General features: G+C 67.4%; 13 protein-coding genes and 1 pseudogene. 2 read left to right on the top strand and 12 right to left on the bottom strand.

Annotation, left to right across the window (positions count from 1 at the left end; translation table 11 throughout):
* Positions 1-15: 15 nt before the first annotated feature.
* From pth to Q4A20_RS10935, 11 genes are all read right to left on the bottom strand, one after another.
* Positions 16-612: an aminoacyl-tRNA hydrolase gene (gene pth / locus Q4A20_RS10985; RefSeq protein ID WP_303122917.1), complete on the bottom strand. Its 597-nt coding sequence runs from the start codon at positions 610-612 to the stop codon at positions 16-18.
* Between the two features lie 22 nt (positions 613-634).
* Entirely contained in the window at positions 635-1,249 is a 615-nt protein-coding gene (locus Q4A20_RS10980; RefSeq protein ID WP_303122916.1) for a 50S ribosomal protein L25/general stress protein Ctc, read from the bottom strand.
* Positions 1,250-1,519: 270 nt separating this feature from the next.
* Positions 1,520-2,515 (bottom strand): type I 3-dehydroquinate dehydratase, encoded by a 996-nt coding sequence (locus Q4A20_RS10975; protein ID WP_303122915.1) that lies wholly within the window; start codon positions 2,513-2,515, stop codon positions 1,520-1,522.
* 2 nt (positions 2,516-2,517) lie between these two features.
* Positions 2,518-3,525, bottom strand: coding sequence for an exopolyphosphatase (locus Q4A20_RS10970; protein ID WP_303122914.1), 1,008 nt, complete (start codon positions 3,523-3,525; stop codon positions 2,518-2,520).
* 69 nt (positions 3,526-3,594) lie between these two features.
* Positions 3,595-4,050 (bottom strand): DUF501 domain-containing protein, encoded by a 456-nt coding sequence (locus tag Q4A20_RS10965; protein WP_303122922.1) that lies wholly within the window; start codon positions 4,048-4,050, stop codon positions 3,595-3,597.
* 32 nt (positions 4,051-4,082) lie between these two features.
* A complete protein-coding gene (locus Q4A20_RS10960; RefSeq protein ID WP_303122913.1) occupies positions 4,083-4,802 on the bottom strand; it encodes a septum formation initiator family protein in 720 nt (239 codons plus the stop codon).
* Positions 4,803-5,112: 310 nt separating this feature from the next.
* Positions 5,113-6,399, bottom strand: a complete 1,287-nt coding sequence (gene eno, locus Q4A20_RS10955) for a phosphopyruvate hydratase (RefSeq protein ID WP_303122912.1) — start codon at positions 6,397-6,399, stop codon at positions 5,113-5,115.
* 341 nt (positions 6,400-6,740) lie between these two features.
* Positions 6,741-10,358 (bottom strand): DUF5979 domain-containing protein, encoded by a 3,618-nt coding sequence (locus tag Q4A20_RS10950; protein WP_303122911.1) that lies wholly within the window; start codon positions 10,356-10,358, stop codon positions 6,741-6,743.
* Between the two features lie 900 nt (positions 10,359-11,258).
* A complete protein-coding gene (gene mfd, locus Q4A20_RS10945) occupies positions 11,259-15,008 on the bottom strand; it encodes a transcription-repair coupling factor (protein WP_303122910.1) in 3,750 nt (1,249 codons plus the stop codon).
* A gap of 47 nt (positions 15,009-15,055) precedes the next feature.
* Positions 15,056-16,555: a lipopolysaccharide biosynthesis protein gene (locus Q4A20_RS10940; RefSeq protein ID WP_303122909.1), complete on the bottom strand. Its 1,500-nt coding sequence runs from the start codon at positions 16,553-16,555 to the stop codon at positions 15,056-15,058.
* Entirely contained in the window at positions 16,552-17,640 is a 1,089-nt protein-coding gene (locus Q4A20_RS10935; protein ID WP_303122908.1) for a polysaccharide pyruvyl transferase family protein, read from the bottom strand. Before Q4A20_RS10935 ends, Q4A20_RS10940 begins: the two co-directional genes overlap by 4 nt.
* Positions 17,641-17,944: 304 nt before the next feature.
* Here Q4A20_RS10935 and Q4A20_RS10930 point away from each other — a divergent pair, with 304 nt between their 5' ends.
* Positions 17,945-18,604 (top strand): YveK family protein, encoded by a 660-nt coding sequence (locus Q4A20_RS10930; RefSeq protein WP_303122907.1) that lies wholly within the window; start codon positions 17,945-17,947, stop codon positions 18,602-18,604.
* Between the two features lie 231 nt (positions 18,605-18,835).
* The gene (locus Q4A20_RS10925; RefSeq protein WP_303122906.1) at positions 18,836-19,894 is read left to right on the top strand and encodes a hypothetical protein; all 1,059 of its coding nucleotides are present in this window, start codon (positions 18,836-18,838) and stop codon (positions 19,892-19,894) included.
* Positions 19,895-20,279: 385 nt separating this feature from the next.
* Here Q4A20_RS10925 and Q4A20_RS10920 read toward each other — a convergent pair.
* A pseudogene (locus Q4A20_RS10920) lies at positions 20,280-20,950 on the bottom strand (hypothetical protein); the annotation flags it as partial.

Below are 20,950 nucleotides of genomic sequence, written 5' to 3'. Positions count from 1 at the left end.
CCGTCGGCGGGCGGCTCAAGCCGAGTGCAGCCGCTGCTGCGCGGCCGTGAACCCGTCTGCAACCACTTGCTCTACGGTGTCGGCCGCCTGCTCCAGGGTGACGGCCAGTTCCGCCCGCTCCCGCCCCGGGAAGTCACTGAGCACGAAGTCGGCGGGGTCCTGACGGCCCGGGGGCCTCCCCACCCCGATGCGCAGGCGCGCGAAGTCACGTGTGCCCAGCGCCGCGGAAATGGAGCGCAGACCGTTGTGCCCACCTTCACCGCCACCGCGCTTGAGCCGCAGCCTGTGCGCCGGCAGATCGAGGTCGTCGTGGATGACTAGCAGCCGCACAGTCGGCTCGACGTCGTAGAAGTGTGCGAGCGCCTTGACCGGACCGCCGGACTCATTCATGTAGCCGACGGTGCCGGCCAGGATCACGCGCGGGCCGGGGACGCCTCCGGGCAGGACACCCAGGCGTACGTCGGCGACCCGAGCGCGGGTCTTGTGGCTGGAAAGGCCGGACCCGGCGCGCCCAGCCAGCACGTCAATGACCATCTGTCCGACGTTGTGACGGTTGCGGGCGTACCGGGTCCCGGAATTCCCCAGCCCGACGACGAGCCACGGGGAGTTCATGAACTACTCGCTGAGATCGGATTCACTCGGCATCGGCGGCGGGAGCCTCGCCCGCGGCGTCCGCAGCAGGAGCCTCCGCCGCGGCCGCCGGGAGGGCCTCCAGGGTGACATTGACGACGTCGGTATCCGCATCGGTGATCGCCTCGACGCCGTCGGGCAGGGCCAGGTCGGACACGCGGACGGAGGTGCCGGCCTCGACGCCGGTGACGTCGGCGTCGATGCTCTCGGGGATGGCGATGGCCGGGGCGGAGACGAGCACGTGGGCCAGCTCGATGATGTGGACAGTGCCGGGGGTCGGCTCACCGGTCACCACGACGGGCACCTCGACCTCGACCTTCTCGTTGCGGTTGACCAGCAGGAAGTCCACATGCTGCACACCCGGACGGATCGGGTGCCGCTGGACGTCCTTGGTTATAGCCAGCAGCGACTCCCCGCCGACGTTCAACTCGACCAGGGCGTTCTCGTTTCCGCGCAGGGCCAGGCGAGTGGCGTGCTCCTCCAGCAGCAGGTGGCGGGGCTCGGTGCCGTGGCCGTAGACGACGGCGGGAACCTGACCGGCGCGACGGGCCCGGCGGGCTGAGCCTTTGCCGAACTCGGTGCGGTCGACGGCCTCAAGCGCAATGGTGTTGGCGGGCATGCATTCTCCTCGGTTGTGGCGGGGAGCGGGCCCCGCTGGTTAGGTGGTCCGGCGGCACGACGACGCGCAGCACCTTCCGGCACCACCACGTCGATCACGGATGCTGACGCATCCCTCGCCGGGGCAACACAGCAACTGTATGCGATCACGGCCCCGTCCGACGACGCCGTCGGCGGTGACCCGCCCCACGGCCCGGACGCTGGTCGATCACACGCGTAACTTCTACCGACCTCGGCACGTAACTTCTACCGACCTCGGCGAATGGAGATATCAGGAGTGCAGCAACGCTAAGGCCTCCCGCACCTGCTTGATGGGCAACTGGCCGGGCGCGGAGCCGGCGCCGCCCGCGGTCGCGAAGGTCAGCGCCGAACCGAACACGCCACCGGCCAGCCGACTCGTGGTGCCCGCCGCTCCCATGGCGATGACTACCACCGGGATGTCCAGTTCCCCCCGGGCGCGGGCCGCCGCACCCAATACCCGTTCGGCCTCCGTCGTATCCGCCGGAGTAACGGCGACCTTGGCCACCGACGCGCCCGCATCCTGCATGGCTTGCATCCGACGCAGCAGTTCCAACTCGTCCGGGGCGGCGTCGAAGTCGTGGTAGGAGGCGACCACGTCAAGCCCGGCCCGTCGCGCCAGCGGCACCAGGCACGGCAAGTCACCGCGAACGGACTCGATATCGACGGCCACCACGGCCCGCTCACCGGTGCCGGCGACGCCGGCGCCCCCACCGATTGCTTCGATGAGCCCGCCCAGCGCGGCCCGGTAGGTGACGTCGTCGCCGTTGAACCCGCCCCCCTCGGCGGCCGTGCGCACCGTCAGCAGCACCGGAATACCGCAGCCGCACAGCACCTCCCCGACGGCGCGAGCCGCCGCCAGCCATGATTGCACGAGCCCCTCCGGTCCCCGCCGTACCGAACCCACGGCACTGGCATCGGCCGGGACGGCGCCGGGAACGGTCAGCAGATCGGCGCGTAATTCGACCACTTCCGCGCCGGCCAAGCGGGCGGCCCGCGCCTGAGCGGCGCAGGTGGCCGCATCGGCCCCGGTGGTGGCGACGGCGACCACCGGCACCGGGCCTCCCAGCGTCGCCCCCCGCCAGACGACCGGTCGTGCACAGGCGGGCGAGCCGGGCACCACGATGCCGCGGCCCTCCAGAAGGAGCCGCAGATACTGCACCTGTCGCAGCAGCGTGGCAGGTGGTTCCGGAACCGGGACGGCCCCCACCCGGTCGCCGTTGCCCATCTTCCCCTCCCCCGCGCTCATGTCTACTCCTTGCAGGGCAGAAGTGAGAGCGCTATACCGTCCAGAATGTCAGACAGGCTCGTCACGGCGGTGGTCAGCGGATGTCCGGCGGCGGCGGTCTCCGCAACCACCCGCGCCACCACCTCGCTCCAAACCAGTGCGCCGGCGGCGATGACATCGCGGCGTCCCGGCAGCAGATAACCCCAGGTCTCCCGCTCGGAGGCGGTGGAGTGAACGATCGCATCGCATGACGCCAGCACTCGCTCAACATCAAGCTCGGCGCCGTCAATGGCGTCGCGATCGAAGGCATCCAGACCGAGGGCGTGCGCCGTCACGGTGGAGATGGTGCCCGCTAACCCGACCAGTTGGGATGCGCCGCCCAGGTCGACCGCAGCGGTGGCCCGGTCCAGCAGGGCGCGCACCTCGGCACGCGCCGCCCGTTCGGCCTCCGCAGTGACGCCGTCGGCGAGGTGCCGCTCGGTGATCCGCACCGAACCGGTATTCATCGAGCAGGCGGACTGCGGGGAGTCGACGCCGAGCACCAGTTCGGTGGAGCCACCCCCAAGGTCCACCACCAGCCGCGGCCCGATCGCGGACCCGGCGCCGTCATCCCCCATCGGCCTGCCGCCGGCCCGCAACAGCGAGCCGGCGAAAGACAGCCGGGCCTCCTCCTGACCGGAGACGACCTCGGGGATGATGCCGAGTGCGGCGCGCACACCGTCTACGAACTCCCCCCGATTCTCGGCGTCCCGGGTGGCGGAGGTGGCCACGAAGCGGATATGCGCGGCGTCCGGTGGCACATCCAGTGCGGTGCAAGTGGCCGCGTATTCGCGCACGACCTCCAGCGTGCGCGCCAGCGCCGCCGCGTCCAGGCGGCCGGTGCGATCCACGCCCTGACCGAGGCGGACGATGGTGCTGGAGCGGCGCAGGGGATGCAGGTGGATCGCATCGGTGTGCTCGTCCCGGAGGGCTTCGGCGACGAGCAGCCGAATGGTGTTGGTGCCGCAGTCGATGGCGGCGACACGGGTCATGCGCGGATCCCCCTCAAGTGGCTTAGCCGACGGCTTCACCGCCAACTCTACGGCGGCGGAGGGCGACGTTCAGCATGAGCAGCGCTCGGGATCCCACAAGCCACGCTCACGCAGCGCGTCCAGGGTCAGATCGCCAATCGGGTTGACACCACACCCAACCGCGAGCGCATGCGCCAACAGCGCGTGCAGACATTTGACCCGGACGGGCATGCCTCCAGCCGAAACCCCGGCAATCTCCACGGGGCTCCCCAACTCGGCGCGCCGAGCCAAGTAATCGGCATGGGCATCCGCATAAGCCGCGGCCAGGTCGGGTTCGGCGGCCAGACGTCGGTTGTACTCCTCCATCAGGTGCTCCGCCTCAAGGGTGGAGCAGCCGCGTACCGCCGCCGGGTGGGTGAGGTAGTACATGGTCGGGAACGGAGAGCCGTCAGGCAGGCGGGGGGCGGTGCGCACGACCGTGGGGCTGCCGCAAACGCAACGCGCTGCCACGTCGACTACTCCGCGAGGCACGCGCCCCAATTGCATACGCAGGGTCTCCAGGTCGGCTTCGCTCGCAGTCACTGTTGATCCCCCGACTCGGTGGATGCGGCACGGTCCGACGGCACGGCGGTCGCCTCAGGTGTCGCGGTGGCCCGCGGGGTGGGCGTCGACCAACCCCGGCGGGCGGGGTCCTCGGCGGGTTTGTCCTCCTCCACCTGACCGGCCACACGGGCCGATTCCCGCAACTCCTGATACCAGGGAGGCCGTTGCTCTCCTGCGGTCTGGGAGGAGCCGGTCTTGTCGTCGGCCCCAACACTGTCGGCCCCGACGACGACGTAGGTGGTCTCACCGGGCATCACATAGGACAGGCGCTCTCGGGCCTGGGCCTTGACATACTCGTCGTCGTTCCAGCGCGCCAACTCCTCCTCCAGCGCGGAAGAGGTGGCGCGCGCCTCGTCGATCTGCTCCAGGACGGCGTCGTACTGGGCGCGTTGAAGCAGGTAGCCGCGCAGCGACGGGAAGACCACAATGAATGCCAGCACCACCACGCCGGTGAGTATGAGCAGCCGCATGGACAATGACAGTCCGTCTGCGCCACCAGATGCCTCCTCCACCCGAGTGGCCCGGCCGGCGTCGGAACGTGCGGCGTCGGTCTCCGCGCCGCGGGAGGCATCGGCGCCGGAGTCCGACTTCCTACCGCTCCTGCCGGAGGCCGTGCCACGCGAGCCACGGGCCGGTCCGGGGCGAGAGGTCCTGCGCACGCCGGGGCGTGCAGGTGCTGGTCGGCGCGGCGTCATGGAACCGATCCTGCCTCATGGGCGGCGCCGTTGCGAGCGCGCAAGACCGGTGCGTCGAATACGACGCTTCATGAATTGAACCGGCGGCGTCAGTTTTGACCGCCTGGAAGGCACTCTCAGACGGTCCAAACTGAGAAAAGGGGTACACACAGAGCATCGCGGTCCAAACCGAGTACGTCGGCCGAAATGGCACGTCCCGGGGCGCGCACACGATAAGTGCGTGCCCCGGGAGGAAACCGGAAGCTGTCAGCTTCGGCTCAGGCAGATAACCTGCGCCCTACCCGCCCCGAGCCTCCGCAGCCGCTTCGGCTCAGGCCTTGAAGCGCGGGAAGGCGCCGGCGCCGGCGTAGACGGCGTCCTCGCCCAGGGCCTCCTCGATGCGGAGCAGCTGGTTGTACTTGTTGATGCGCTCGCCGCGCGCCGGTGCGCCCGTCTTGATCTGGCCTGAGTTGGTGGCAACCGCCAGGTCGGCGATGGTGACGTCCTCGGTCTCACCGGAGCGGTGCGAGGTCATGGTCTTGTAGCCGGCACGGTGCGCCAGTTCGACGGCCTCCAGCGTCTCGGTCAGCGAACCGATCTGGTTGACCTTGACCAGCAGGCCGTTGGCGGCGCCGAGCTCGATGCCCTTGGCCAGACGCTCAGGGTTGGTGACGAAGAAGTCATCACCAACCAACTGCACCCGGTCGCCGATCCTATCCGTCAGAGCCTTCCAGTCATCCCACTCGTCCTCGCTCAGCGGGTCCTCAATGGAGACGATCGGGAAGTCGGTGATGAGCTTCTCGTAGTAGGAGACCATGAAGTCGTTGTCGCGGGCCTCGCCCTCGAACTGGTAGGTCTTGGTCTCGGTGTCGAAGAACTCGGTGGAAGCCACGTCCATGGCCAGGGCGACATCCTTGCCGGGGGTGTAACCGGCCTTCTCAATGGCCTCGACGATCAGCTCCAGCGCCTCACGGTTGGAGTCGAGGTTCGGGGCGAAACCGCCCTCGTCGCCCAGACCGGTGGACAGGCCCCGGCCCTTCACCACGGCCTTGAGCGAGTGGTAGACCTCGGCGCCCATGCGCAGGGCCTCACGGAAGGTGGGAGCGCCGATCGGGGCGATCATGAACTCCTGGATGTCCACATTGGAGTCGGCGTGTGAGCCACCGTTCATGATGTTCATCATGGGGACCGGCAGGGTGTGGGCATTCGGGCCGCCGATGTACTGGTAAAGATCCAGGCCGGCAGAGTCGGCGGAGGCGGCCGCGGCAGCCAGGGACACGCCAAGGATGGCGTTGGCGCCGAGCTTTCCCTTGTTGGGGGTACCGTCCAGCTCCATCATGAGACGGTCCAGGCCGCGCTGGTCCGCGGCGTCGAAGCCGATGACCTCGGGGGCGATGGTGTCGTTGACATTGGCGACGGCCTTCTCGACACCCTTGCCGAGGTAGCGGTCCTTGTCTCCGTCACGCAGCTCGACGGCCTCGAAGGCACCGGTTGAGGCGCCGGAGGGTACGGCGGCGCGGGCGGAGGAGCCGTCCTCCAGGAGGATCTCGACCTCAAGGGTCGGGTTGCCGCGGGAGTCTAGGATCTCGCGCGCGTGAACGTTCTCGATGAGGGCCACTTGATACTCCTTGCTGAAGTTGTGTTGCCTGGGGAACAGGCACATGCAGGCTCAGCCTAGCGGCCTGCGGCCCTCACCACGAGTGCATTGGTCCTGCCAGTTCCGAGGTTGTTCACGCGCGGCGAGATCCGGCCGGGCCTAGCGACGCACGCTTCGATACGAATACGAATGTCGCGCGTGACAGTTCGTCACCATAGACCCGCTGCACTCCGCGCCCCGAGTCCCTCACCTAATCCGGCGCAGACAACCTTTGTTGAGCGACGGCCTCGCCACCAAGGCGGCCAGACGGCGCCCCAGTCCCGCCGACGCATCATGCCGGACCGGGGCACCATTACCGGCTCTTACGCCCTCCGACGCCGCACTAGAACGGAACCGGCCACGACCGCCGCGAGGATGCACATCGCGGGCATCAACACAGTCGCACCCGTCTTGGCCAGCGGGCTCCCACCTCCCGCCGACCCCTGCGAGGGGCTCGTCGTCGGCTGGAGCGTCGGCTCCGCACTCGGCTCCACAGACGGCTCAACCGTGGGCCCGGGAGTCGGCTCAGCCTTCCTGGTGTAGACGTTGGTGAAGTCCAGGTCCTTCACCTCATCCTTAACGTCGATTGCAACCGTTTGAGCCTCGGTTGCGGCCAGGATGTATCCCTCGATCTGCGCCGAATCGGCATCCTCCGACACCGCGCACTGCGATCCCAGCGGCAGAATCGGCCCGGGCGCGAACCCATCGGCGGGAACGGTCAGTTGGTCACTGACATCCCCACCCCCGGGCACGGTGCACGTGTAGGTGAAGGAGTAGTCCCGCCCCTCTGCGGCTACGGCGTCACCGGCCAGTCCCTCCACGGTCTTGTTCACGCGGAAGCCGCCGCGGTGGAGGGTGTAGCTATTGGTGACTACCACGGCCACGGTATCGCCTTCAGCCACCGAGAAGGAGGCTTGCGACCCCACTTCAGGCTCGCCGTCCACTGCCATCTGCGTCAGCAGATCCGTGCCGTCTACGGCGGCGTCCTGCTCACTGATCGTGCAGGATCCGACCGGCACATCCTCAACCAGGACACTGTCACCCGCCTTGGTGCTGGCGGTACCGGTGGTCCTGGCCCCGTCGGCGCCCGTGCAGGTGTAGTCAAAGGAGAACTGCTCCGGGGCCTGAGAGGCACCGTCTCCATCAACCGCCTTGGAGATGGCGAAGGAACCGACCTGGCGGGTGTAGGCGTTGGTAACGGTCAAGTCCGTGTTCTGCCCTCGAGCAGTGATCGAAACGGTTTGATCGTCGGGCTCCTTCAGATTGTATCCGGGCAAGGAGGCCGAAGCGGCGTCCTCGCTGATGGTGCAGCTGGTCCCCAGCGGCACCTGCGGGCCGGCCACCGACCGCCCATCCGCCTTCAGCACCAGCTCTCCCGTGGTCCCATCAGTGCAGGTGTAGGTCACGCCGAACTCCTTGGCGGACAGATCGGCGCCATCGACGCCGGTGACGGCCTTGGTCACGGAGAAGCCGCCACGGTGCACGCTGTATTCGTTGGTGGCCTTCACGATGACGGTGTTCCCGTCGGTGACGTCGAAGCCCACCTCGCCGTCGACCTCGTTGCCGTTCACGGTCCAGGTGGTGGCCAAGTCGGTCCCCTCCACAGAGGCATCCGCCTCGGATACGGTGCAGTGGCCCACGGGCACGTCGGTGATCGCCGTCGTCGCCCCGGATGCCAGTTCCACGGTGTCAGTGGTCGTGGAACCGTCCAGCCCGGTGCAGGTGTAGGTGAAGGCGTAGGTCTGGGAGTCGGCCAGCCCGGCGCCGTCACCGGTGACCTCCTTGGAGATCTGGAAACCACCGGTCAGGGGCGTGTAGGTGTTGTAAACGACAACCTCGGCGGTGGTGTCCTTGGTGATGGTCACCTCAGGAGGCCAAATGGAGCTGGAGACGTTGTAGCCGTCACGATGGGCGGTCTGCTCGGACTCGCTGATGGTGCAGGTGGTGCCCACAGGCAGGGTGGGGCCGCCCACGGCGCGCCCATCACCGGTGGCCTGCAGCGTACCGGTGACCTCCCCGCCCTCGGGTGTGGTGCAGGTGTAGTCAATATCGAAGGTGTCACCCTCGAAGGCGGCCTCCTGGACACCGGAGGCAGCCTCCCGGAGAGTGGCGTCCCCAAACACCGCGGGCTCCAGCCACGAGTCGTCGTTCACGGTCGCCCACTTGGCCACGGAGAAGGTGCCGGTGTGGCGGGTAAACGCGTTGGTGAAGTCCGCCCTCGTCACTCCCTGCCCGCTTGGGATGACGGTGACGGTGACCGGCGCGGGGGCATCCAGGTCGTAGCCATCCATGGCCGCGGCGTCGACGTCCTCGGTGACGGTGCAGGAGGCGCCGGCGGGAATGACGGCGTTCGCCTCCACAGGCACGCCATCACCCGGCACGTCGGTGATTGTTCCCGTCAGACCGTTGTTGCAGGTATAGCTGAAGGAGTACGTCCTGGGGGCGGCCGCCTCCAAGCCGGTCACGGTCTTGGCCACTGCCAGGGTGCCCGGCTTGTAGTCCGCGGTGTTGGTCAGGCCCAGCGCCGTGGAGGTCCGGTTCCCAACGGTGAAGGTGTCGGTCACGCGATCGCCGATCCGAAACACCGGGCTCCCCCACTCGTAGGCGGAGGCATCCGGAGAGGCGGTGGCCGGGTCCTCGCTGAGGGTGATCTGGGTTCCGGCCGGGAAGGAACCGGGGTAAACGGTCGCCTTCCCCATGGTCACCGTGAGCGTGGTGGTTCCGGTGACGCCATCGTCGTTCAGAGTTCCCGGCGGGGTCCAGCCGACGTACTCGTCGGCGGCCTGAGGCAGGGTGTAGGCCACCCGGACGTCGAAGGTAGTGCCCGCGGTGATCTCATCAAGGGCCTGGCCGCCCAGGTACTTGGTGATCTCGAAACCGCCGAAGCCACTGGCCAGCTCGACTGCCATCTTGAAGGAGTCGGTGTAATAGCGCTCGGCGTTGGCGGTGACGTCAGCACCCTCCAGGGTGGCGGAGTTGCTGTAGATCACGCCCTCCACAGCGGTGCCGTTGTTGATGGCGCCCGGTGCGCTGACGGAGTAGTTAGTGTCCGGTTGGAATACTCCGGTGATGGTCAGGGTGGCCACCGTGGCGTCGTCGTTGAACTCGACGGTGTAGGTGAAGTCCTCGCCAGGAGAGTTGTATACCCGTCCCGCAGCATTGACCAGGTTGAGGGAGGTCGCCGACTCCGCGGAGGAGGCCCGACGGAAGATCCAGTTATTCAGGTTGGTTGCGAATGTCTGGCCGGGACCGAGCTCCTCGGTGATGACCACGGTGGACTGCGTGGTCCCGTTGGCCACGAACTCGGGCAGGATGGTCTCCAGGTGGGAGGTGCCCATCGTGATGCTCCAGGGCACGAAGGTGAAGGTTGCCGCCAGTGGCGTGGCCACCTTGGAGAACTCAGCCGGGACGTAGGCAGGTGCAGTCTGCGGGCGAATGCCTCCGGTCCCGGGCAGATCCACGGCGGTGGTAGTGCCGTTGAGGTCCATGTCGACGGTCTCGCCGTCCGTCACCTGAGCGGCGATCAGCAGGGCCTCACCGGAGCCCCTCAGGAGCGACCCGCCCTGTTCCTTCACAGCTTCAACCCCGTCATTGAAGGTACAGGTGATGGCGTGCTCCTCCAGCTGGCAGGAGCCGATGGTGACCTGCTGACCGCCCACCGTCACCGTCATCGGGTTCGTATTGGGGTATTCGCGGTTCTTGAAAACACTGCCCAGGTCGATGGAGAAGTAGTCCCCGCTGCTGACGTCGCTGTCGCCGGCATCCCAGGTGAAGGAAAGCTTGGCGACGTCGCCCACGCGCAGGAAGCCCGGCTGGGTGTTGCCGCTGGCGTCGGACTTGTCCAGTGCGGTGATGGCGATGTCGATGTCCAAGTTCTGCGCCGCACGCGCCGGCACCAAGGCCGTGAACAGCAGAGCCAGAACCCCGATAACGACCGCCACCGCCCGAGCCGTTAGCCGGCGTTTGTTAACCGAAGGTGCGCCTGTACTCACGATGCTCCAATCCGGTGCAACACCAGCACCCAGTCCGACTTCGAGACACCGCCTCACGGAGCGGTTCCGCAAGACCAGCTACTCATTAAAGCACGGTACTTATGCAGCACACGCGCCCGATAATCGCTGCCAACCAGAGCATGACCGAAAGGAATCCTCCACGCCGCCCTTGACAACAATTCAATTACGCCCGATTCGCCGCCATATCGCCACTTTCACGGTCGCCACAGAGGCGAACGTGGTGCGTCCCACAGCCCAGAACGAGTCAAGTGTCGTTCAGCGTTGCTCTAATCGGGCTGAAAACGTGACCGTAAAGCGGCCTGCCTCCGCAGCGGCGGGCCGCGAAGCCGACGCTCTTCCGTGCGCCCGGGCACACGAATCGCAGCTTGCTAAGGACTGCATTGCCCGGGCGGTAGGGACACGTGGCAGAGCGGACCCCTTCCCGCACGCCCAACACCGCCCTCAGACCGAAAGTACCCTCTTCCGGTCTGAGGGTGTAGGTGGGGCGCCGACGGTCGTGGAGGACTCGCGGCCGCGCTGCGTGCTGACGGGCGGAGGCCAGAAATGTCCAAAAACGGCACAAACGCCGCCGATGCCAATGCAGTCGGATGCGGCATCCGCATGATTTCAACGTTTTATTCGCGACCACCGACGCGGCCGGCACCGTTCGTGCCGAATCTGGACATTCCACCGCGGCCTCCGCCAAGATCCGCCCAGCACAATCGGCTGCCCGACACACCCCGGGGGCCGATCCCATGACTGCTTGAGATAACCATCAAGGTCAACCCTCGCTAGAACGCTCCGTGTCCGATCGTCGATGCCGGTGCCGGTGCGTTACAAGTGCCGGTCTCAGCGCCGACGCCGATACTTGGTGGCCTCGGTCTCCCAGTCGGCCTCCCCCGCGACGACGGCGTGCAGCAGCACCTCCGCCCAGCGCAGCAGCTCCTCCCCCTCGATGGCGCCCCCGCCCATGCGGGCGGTCCCGGGCGCGGGCACCACGATCGTGCGGGTGGCGGGCTTGAGCACCGTGCCCGGGTACAGGCGGGTGACGCGCATGCGAGCCGACTCGGGCAGGTCAACCGGCGCGAAGCGGATCGACTTGCCCTGCGCCACGATCTCCCGCACCCCGAGCTCGGCGGCCAGAGCCCGCAGCCGCGCCAGGGCCGCCAGGCGGCGCACCGCCTCGGGCACCGGCCCGTAACGGTCGGTGAGCTCGTCGAGCACATTGGCCACATCCGCCTTACTGCGGGCGGCCGCGAACTTGGTGTAGGCCTCCAGGCGCAACCGCTCATGGGGGACGTACTCCTCGGGGATGGTGGCGTCCACGGGCAGGTCCACGCGCAGCTCGACGTCCTCCAGGTCCTCCTCGTCCGCGCCGGCGGCCCCGGCTCCGCCCGTGTCCCCCGCCTGCAGGGACTTCTTGTAGGCGGCCACCGCCTCGGAGACCATGCGCACGTACAGGTCGAAGCCGACCCCGGCGATGTGCCCGGACTGCTCGCCGCCCAGCAGGTTCCCGGCGCCGCGGATCTCCAGGTCCTTCATGGCCACCTGCATGCCGGCCCCCAGGTCGGTGTTGGTGGCGATGGTGCGCAGCCGCTCCAGCGCCGTCTCCGTCAGCGGCTTGTCCGCCGGGTACAGGAAGTAGGCGTAGGCGCGCTCGCGCCCGCGTCCCACCCGGCCGCGCAACTGGTGCAGCTGAGACAGGCCCATGCGGTCGGCCCGGTCCACGATCAGGGTGTTGGCGTCTGTGACGTCCAGGCCGGTCTCCACGATCGTGGTGCACACCAGGACGTCGATCTCCTTGTGCCAGAAGTCGTCGATGACCTGCTCCAGCCGGGCCTCGTGCATCTGCCCGTGGGCGGAGGCCACGCGCGCCTCCGGAACCAGATCCGCCAGGCGGGCGGCCACGGACTCGATGTCCTCCACCCGGTTGTGCACGAAGAACACCTGCCCGTCACGCAGCAGCTCCCGGCGGATGGCGGCGCTGACCTGCTTGGTCTCATAAGCACCCACGTAGGTGAGGATGGGGTGGCGGTCCTCCGGCGGGGTGGACAGGGTGGACATCTCCCGCAGGCCAGTCACCGCCATCTCCAGGGTGCGCGGAATGGGGGTGGCGGACATGGACAGCACGTCCACGTCGGTGCGCAGTGCCTTGAGCGTCTCCTTGTGCTCCACACCGAAGCGCTGCTCCTCGTCAATGACCACCAACCCCAGGTCCTTGAAGCGCACCTGCCCGGTGATCAGCCGGTGAGTGCCGATGACGACGTCGATCGTCCCGTCGGCCAGGCCCGCCAACACCCGCTCGGATTCGGCGGCGGTCTGGAAGCGGGAGAGCTGGGCGACGTTGATGGGGAAACCGGCGTAACGCTCGGTGAAGGTCTCGGCGTGCTGGGACACCAGCAGGGTGGTGGGAACCAGCACCGCCACCTGCTTGCCGTCCTGGACGGCCTTGAAGGCGGCACGCACGGCGATCTCGGTCTTGCCGTAACCGACATCCCCACAGATGAGCCGGTCCATCGGCTGGGTCTTCTCCATGTCGGCCTTGACGTCGTCGATGGTGGCCAACTGGTCGGGGGTCTCGGTGTAGGGGAAGGCCTCCTCCAGTTCGGCCTGCCAAGGGGTGTCGGGGCCGAAGGCGTGCCCGGTGGTGGCCGAGCGGGCGGCGTACAGGCGCACCAGTTCCCCGGCAATCTCCCGCACTGCTTTGCGGGCCCGCTGCTTGGTCTTGGCCCAGTCGGCGCCGCCCATGCGGTTCAGGGCGGGGTTGTCGGAGCCGACGTACTTGGTGACCTGATCCAGGGCGTCGGTGGGCACCAGCAGCCGATCGCCGGGCTGGCCGCGTTTGGAGGGGGCGTATTCAATGACCACGTACTCGCGGGTGGCCCGCTCCTTGCCTGCACCTCGCCCGGAGCCGACATCGCGGCGCAGCAACTCCACGAACCGCCCGACGCCGTGCTGGGCGTGCACCACCAGGTCGCCGGGGTGCAAGGAGAGGGGGTCCACGCTCTTGCGGGTACGGCGGGCGGGCAGGGTCTTGGTGGAGCGGGCCGCGGCGGGGGCGCGGCCGGTCAGGTCGGACTCGGCCACCAGGGCCAGGCGCAGTCCCTCGGCCACGAAGCCGTGCCCGGCAGAGGCCTGGGTTACGCGCACCACGCCGTCGGGGGCCTGGTAGGACAGGTCGGCGGCGTCGTCCAGGCCGGTGACGATGCGCGCGGGCACGCCGCCGTCGGCCAGCAGCTGGGCCATGCGGCGGCCGGGTCCGGGACCCTCGGTGGCGACGACGACGCTCCAGCCGCCACGGGTCAGCTCGCCGATGTCCTTCACAGCGGTGTCCAGGCGCCCGCGATAGCTCTCGGGGTCGCGCACGGGCAGTTCAGTTGTGTCCGGGGAGGCCTTCAGGGAGGTGAAGGACCACCAGCCGCGGTTCGTGGACAGGGCCAGGGCGCGCGCTTCGGCCAGGTGGGCGAAGGCGGCGGCGGACAGGTCGATGGGGGCGGTGCCACCGGAAGCCGCGGAGGTCCAGGCAGCGGCGAGGAACTCCTCGGTGGTGGCAGCCAAGTCCTCGGCGCGTTTGCGCACCTTCTCGGGCTCGGCGACGACGACGAGCCGCTCCCCCACCAGGTCCAGCAGTGGCACCATGCGGTCGGTGAGCACGGGGGCGAGGGACTCCATGCCCTCCACCGGGATGCCGGCGGCGAGCTTCTCAAGCATGTCGGCGGCGCCGGGGATCGCGTTGATCAGCTTCCGGGCACGTTCACGCACCTGGTCGGTGAGCAGCACCTCCCGGCAGGCGGTGGCGGTGACGGCACCGAGGTCGGCGATGGTGCGCTGGTCGGTGACGGCGAAGGAGGAGACGGACTCGATTTCGTCGCCGAAGAAGTCCACGCGCACCGGCCGCGGCTGGGTGGGCGGGAAGACGTCGAGGATGCCGCCGCGGACGGCGAATTCGCCCCGGGCGGTCACCATGTCCACCCGGGTGTAGGCGGCCTCCGCCAGGCGGGCGGCCAGCTCCTCCAGGTCAACGCGCGCCCCGGCGGCCAGGTGGATCGGTTCCAGCTCCCCCAGGCCGCCGACCACCGGAGCGAGCAGGGCGCGCACGGGCACGACGAGTACGCGGACGGGGCCGCGCCACGGGTCGGGCGCGGCGTCGGGGCCGGCCGGTTCGCCGTCCTCGGGGTGGGCCAGGCGACGTAGCACGGCGAGCCGGGTGGCGACGGTGTCGGCGCGCGGGGAGAGCCGCTCATGCGGGAGAGTCTCCCAGGCCGGGAAGACGGCCACGTCCGGGTCGGGCAGGTAGCAGCGCAGGGCGGCGGCGAGCTCATCGGCCTCCCGGCCGGTGGCGGTGACCACCAGCAGGGGCGTGCCCTCCCCATCCGCTTGGGCCCCGGGGCGCGCCAGGCGGCCCGAGGCGTCCGGGCCGGCCCCGGTGACGCGGTCGACGCCGCTGTACCCCAGCGCCATGGCGGCCAGGACGGCGGGTCGGGCGCCGGGGGCGACGACGACGCTGCGGTCGGTGCGAGAGCGGCTGCCGGCCGCCGTCACCAGGGCGGTGATGACGGGGTCGGTCAGCAGCGGGGGCAGAAGGGCAGTCAGACGCACGGTGGGGAGTGTACGAGGCCGACGGAGGCGCGATGGGTGATATGCCGTCAGCGTTTAGCCATCATGCGCACCATTGTCCCCAGGTCGCGCATGTCGGCCCGCACCACGGGCAGCACCAACCACAGCAGCGCCATGGTCAGGCTCATGCCCGCTACGGCCACCAGGCAGATGGCGATGGCAGGTAGAGCGGACGCCAGCTCGCACAATCCCCAGGTGGCGGCGGTGGCCAGGGCGGACACGGCGAATATGCGCAGGCCGTTCCACACCAGGGGAACCGTGTTGAGACCCGATTTCCGCCCTGACCACAGCAGGGAGATGGGCCAAAGGATCAGGGGGCTGGCCACGTAGGCGTAGGCGACGCCGAGGGCACCGAATTGCGCCCCGATGATAATGGCGGCCAGGCGTATCACGGCGGAGAACAGCGTGTAGTGCAGGTAGGCGCGGCCGAGTCCACGCGCGGTATAGATCCACCCACCGACCACGGCCAGAGTGGTCAGCCCCTCCCCCACGGCCACCAATCGCATATAGGGGACCACGCTGAGCCAGTGATCGCCGAGCACCACGGACACCACTGCCGGGGCGGCGGCCACTACGATGCCCATGGACAAGAACACCGGGTATCCCAGGCCCAGCTGACCTCGGCGCAGGTAGGCCAGGGTGCGTTCGTCGTCGTCCTGGAGCTTTGCCACCACGGAGAGTCCGAGTGTGGTGACCTGGGGGCGGAACTGGTTCAGCGGGGTGCGCAGTGTCTGGACAGCGCGGTTGTACAGCCCCAGGGTGCCGGCGCCGAAAAGCCGGCCCATCAGGATCGAGTCGAGGTTGGAGGCTAGGTAGAACACGATCTGGGTCCCCGCCATCTGTATGCCGAAGCCGAGCAGAGCACGCATGGGCTCACGCCGGTCGTACCAGCGCGGCAGCCAGCCCGCGATGAGCGGCAGGGCGACGAAGGGGACGAGCGCCGTGACGATTCGCTGCACCACCAGCGCCCAGTAGCTCCAGCCCCAGGCGGCGGTCAACGCCCCCAGCGCCAGGGCGAGGGCGGCCGCCGCCAGGTCGACGGCCAGCAGCCGCCCCACCAGCAGTTTGCGGTTCAGGTCCGCGCGGTACTGGTTGACCATCCCGGCCATGAGAAAGGTGGGGGCTATGGCCGCGCATACCCCGGCGACCGCCGGCTCGTGGTAGAAAGCCGCCAACAGCGGGGAAATGGCCAGCCCTACGCCGGTGAGCACCGCCCCGGAGGCGGTGTTGAGCCACCACAGGTTGGAGCGCTGGCCGTGACTGAGCGTGCGTCCCTGAATGGCCGCCGTGGACAGGCCGAAGTCCTGGAAGATGGTAGCCACTCCGACCACCGCGGTGACCATGCCCACCACGCCGTAGGCGCGGTCATCAAGCAGGCGCGCGAGTACCACCACGTTGCCCAGTTGCAGGAGGATGCGCAGACCCTGCGTCCAGATCGTCTGACCGGCGGCCTTGGCGGCGCGTTTACCTAGGCCGCCGGTGTTCCCCGGCGCGTCGGGCCGTCGAGGTCTCGAGTCGGAACCGCTCACAGCACCTCGCCCAGGGCTTCGGTGAAACGAGTCAGGCCACGGTCGGCGCGGCGCCTTACCTCAGCAATGTCCTCCGCCAGTTGCGGACGGACCATGGCCGCCAAAGCATGGTCAACAACGTCATCGTCACGCAGATCTACCACGTGCTCCCAGCCTAGTCCACTAAGCAACGGGGCGAACTTGCGGGAGTATGCCAGCGGAATGGCAGGCGTCCCCATGGACAGGGCATTCAGGCAGGCGTGCATGCGCGAGCCCAACACCACCTGGGCCGATCCGACCGCGTCACGCACCTGGTCCAAGGCGTCTTCCCCGACCGGTACGATCACCTCCACATCTCCGAGTTCACGCCGCAGGTGCGCGAGCGGATAGCGGTCATTGTCCCCGGCAGAGTCGTCCGGACCGACGACGTGCGCGAGCAGAGTGAGTTCCCGCCCCTCGGCCTGCAAACGGCGGGCAATCGCCAGCACGTCCCGGCGGTAACGGGCGGAGTCCACATGGGGGTTGGACTCCCAAAGCAGTCCGGAGACATTGAGAATCACATCCCGGGTCTTCTCCAGCGGTGGGTGTGCAATGGCGAAGACCACGTCGGTGGACTCCACGTCCACGGGCCGTCCCAGCTGCGCTGCGCAGGCAGCAGAGCTGGCGTCCCGGCTGGCCACCAGCCGCGCATGTTGCAGGGCGCGGCGGGCCAGGTGTGCACCCCGCCTGGTGTTGAACGGGCCGATGGTCTGCGGGCTGAGGACCACCGGCACGCCCAAGCGGTGCAGGATCTCGGGGAACCGGGACATGGCGCGCAGGCGGTCCAGGCCGTATATGTCAGCAAAGGAGTCGCCAGAGCGAGTATCCAGTACCAGGTCGAAGGATGCGAGCCAGTTGAACAGGTCGTGCGCGCCGGTAACACGCTCTTTGAGCAGCCCGCGCGGACTGGTGAACAGGGACATAGGAGCGTCGCCACGCCCCGTGCCCTGGATCTGAATCTCCGCCTGCGGGAACACCCGCGCGGCGATTGCACGGGTGCCGACCGCGAGCGCCCGCACTCCGAGGTTGGGCTGGTCGAGCGAGGCCCACAGAATGAGAATACGCATGAGTTCCTTCGAGAGCTTACGGTTTGTGCTGGTGAACAGCTCGTTCAGGTGTTACGTCCACGCCGGACCACCCACATCTCACGGGTAAGAGTACTCTCACCACGGACGCTTTCGAGGCACGGTCGACGTCCGGACACCATTACGTGAGCACAAGTACATTCCTGTGCTGGCTACTGGCTCATCCCAGGCAGTCGTCTGCTTGGGGAGCAGGTGAAGAATCCGGGTAGTGTGGAGGCCGGGTGCCCTAATCGACCGCGCACGTTGCGATCCACCCGCACTCGCCGAGTCCGCCCGGAGGCGCATCATGACCACTGACCACATCGTCAGGGCTCTACGCGGCCATTGGCGTCTCATCATCGCCTTGTCCTTGCTCGCCACGATGTTCGGGGCGCTCACGGCGATCCTGAGCCCGCCTGTTTATCGTTCGACGGTGACCAGCCTGCTCACCGTAGCCTCCACCGAGGGTGTAAGTAACGCCACAAGCGACACCCGCGCGGTCGCCGCCATCACGCCCACCCTCGTAGAGCTTTCCGGAGCGCACTCGACCCTCGCAGAGATTTCCGACACCACGGGGATCCAGGTGGAGGAGCTCTCCAAACGAGTCGCCGTATCGAACCCCAGCAACACGCTGCTCATCGTCATCAGATCGACCGGATCATCACCCGAACAAGCAGAGAACACCACTCTGGCGATGATTGCCGCCCTCACCGACCATGCCGCTTCGCTCAGCGTGTCGACCGACACTGGAACTGCATCCCTGACGCTGTCGCCCGTGGATACGTCATCGACAGCTCAGCTCATCGGGCCGTCCAAACTGCGTCACGGGCTCATCGGCACGATCCTAGGTGCGATGTCGGGCCTGTTTCTCGCCCTAGTCCTCAATCGGGCGAAGCCCGCAGTGAGCCGGACGGCCTCGCCACTCCGCCTAATCACCTCCAGTTGGCGGCAACCGGGTTTACGCTAGGACGCGTATGACAGCCTTCCGCCGATGGCACTCGTGCCGCCTACTGATTCGTTCCTCATGCCGAGCAGTCTGAGCACCGCATCAAGAAAAACACTCGTCGCCGCCGTACTCGCCATCGTGTCGTGGCGAACGCAATTGGCTCATGGCTTGAGCCTCGGCGATGTAGCAGCCATAGCCTTGTTACCGCTGACCTGGAGGGCATCGCGCAACTCGCGAGCGCTAGGAGCCGTCGTGCTGTGCTCACTGACCGCTATAGCAACCGGTGCGGCACTGGCGCTCGCGGCTGCCAGTGAGTTCATGCTCGTCCCGAGCGGCGCGCTGGCGATCCTGATCGCTGCCGCCGCTATTCCCGCCGGCGCCGCAGCCATCGTCTGGGCGAAGCAGGAACTGGGCCTGGACCTGGCCGCGGCCTGCTTCATGCTCGGTTTGTTGGCCGATGCTTTTCTTCGTTCGAGTTCGGTGGTTAATCCGTGGAAGTTCGCCTATGGCCTACCCACGAGCGTAATGGTGCTTGCACTCGCGCATCGTCTGGGCCGCACCGCCGAAATACTAGCTGCGATGCTGCTGTCTGCTGTCTATCTCCGCTCCGACTCACGGTCCGCCATCGGGTTCCTACTGGTCACGGTAGCGATTCTGGCTTGGCAGGCGATGACCTCCTGGGCTCGCGTGCACCTGTCGCCGCGAACCGCCTTCAAGACCCAGTTGTCGCTGCTCACTGTGCTGGCCGCGGTCGCTATCGGGGCCGTGCTTGGCGCTTCGTCCTCCGGCCTACTTGGCGAGGCTGCACAGACTCGTACTACGGCGCAATCATCTGGGGCGAACATCTTGGCCTCCGCACGCCCCGAGATGGGTGCCACATTCGCACTATTTGAGCATCGTCCATGGGGTTACGGCGCTGGCGTCGCACCGCGCTACAGTGATGTCCGTGTGGCCATGGACGGCATGCGAGCACTGGGATACGACCCGGATAACGGCTACGTCATGCGCTATATGTTCGGAGGTGGGCACTTCGAACTGCACTCGGCCGCGGCCGATCTATGGGCGGCCCTGTCCCTGCCCGGCCTCGCCCTCGGAATCGGGGTGATATTACTGTCCTTGACGGCATTGGGGCGCACTCTGGCCACGCTGCGCTCCAGAGCCTGGATCATCTTCATCACGATCGTGGTCGCATGGAACTGCCTGTTCGGCCCGCTGAGCCCCATTGTCGCCTACATGGAACTCGTTATTGCCACCGCTATCTGCATGCCACCAGTAGGCCGACAAAACGCAAAGAATGAGGATCCGATCTGAGTCGTCCACAAGTTGTTGCCGGCCAGTCAGCTATTCCGATTTGAGGGCACAACGGCAGGGCCGGTTTGTCACCTCTTCTGGTTTGGAAGTGTGTCGAAGATTACTTCCGGTATCCTCCCGCGCGGCTAGCCTTGCGCACAGGCGAGGCGTGAAGCTTCCGGCCCGATCCTGGGGGCCACGGCTGTTGAAAGAGCCCAGCTCCAAGTGGAGCATCTTGGTTGTGGTGGCCTCCCGGGCGGTACCCACGCCGTGTCGGTCAGCTAGCCTTTTTCCTAGCCCTGCGCGCCGATGCCCGCCCCGTCGAGTCAATCGACTCCAGATATACAGGGAACCCCGTACACGGTTGCCGTGTACGGGGTTCCCTGTGCAACTCTGCTGCGCGCAGTTATGCAACCCTCCTGACCGTCAAGTCGTCAACCCGCAACGTTAGCGGTGATCCGTCCGCCTTGCCCGAAGTGAAGGTTCCAAATCCAACCGATCCAGGGGCCGCGAGTGCTGCGTCGTCATCCGTCACATCGACTCCCCAGCCCTCGGGCTCATCCCCATCGCCGATCCATGCCTTGGCCTGGAGCTTCGTGGATTCGGCGCCATTGACGACGAACCGAACGTGTAGCTTTTGACCCGCGGAATAGGAACCATTCAACCGCGAAGAACCGAGCGGCGTTTCAACGCCACCGACCTTCTTAGAGACAGTCATCGTGACTGCCCCATCAAGGGCGACGTGGAATCCAAGCTGGTAGGATCCCGATTCATTAGCCCGGCCGATATATGAGACGTACGCCCCGGGTCCAGTCGTCGCTTGCTCCAAGACGAAGTCAACTCTGGAATCAGTGGAAGTCGCGTCAATTATCGGAGAAGACAACGAGTTCGACGTACCCGCGCCGGTCATCGTCAAGACTCCAGCTGAACCGTCCACCGAGATCCGGCTGACGCCGTATGCGGCACTCCAGTTGCCACCGAAGTCGGCCGATCCCCAGCCCTTGCTCGTCTGACGGGTGAACGTGTCAGAAAGCAGCACGTCCTGTGCCTGAGCCTCCTGCGGCTGAGCGTCCTCCG

It is taken from the genome of Actinomyces sp. (genome assembly GCF_030530635.1).
In the GTDB taxonomy this organism is placed as follows: domain Bacteria; phylum Actinomycetota; class Actinomycetes; order Actinomycetales; family Actinomycetaceae; genus Actinomyces.
Note: the sequence above shows the minus strand (reverse complement) of the source record. Positions and strands in the feature narration are given on the sequence as shown.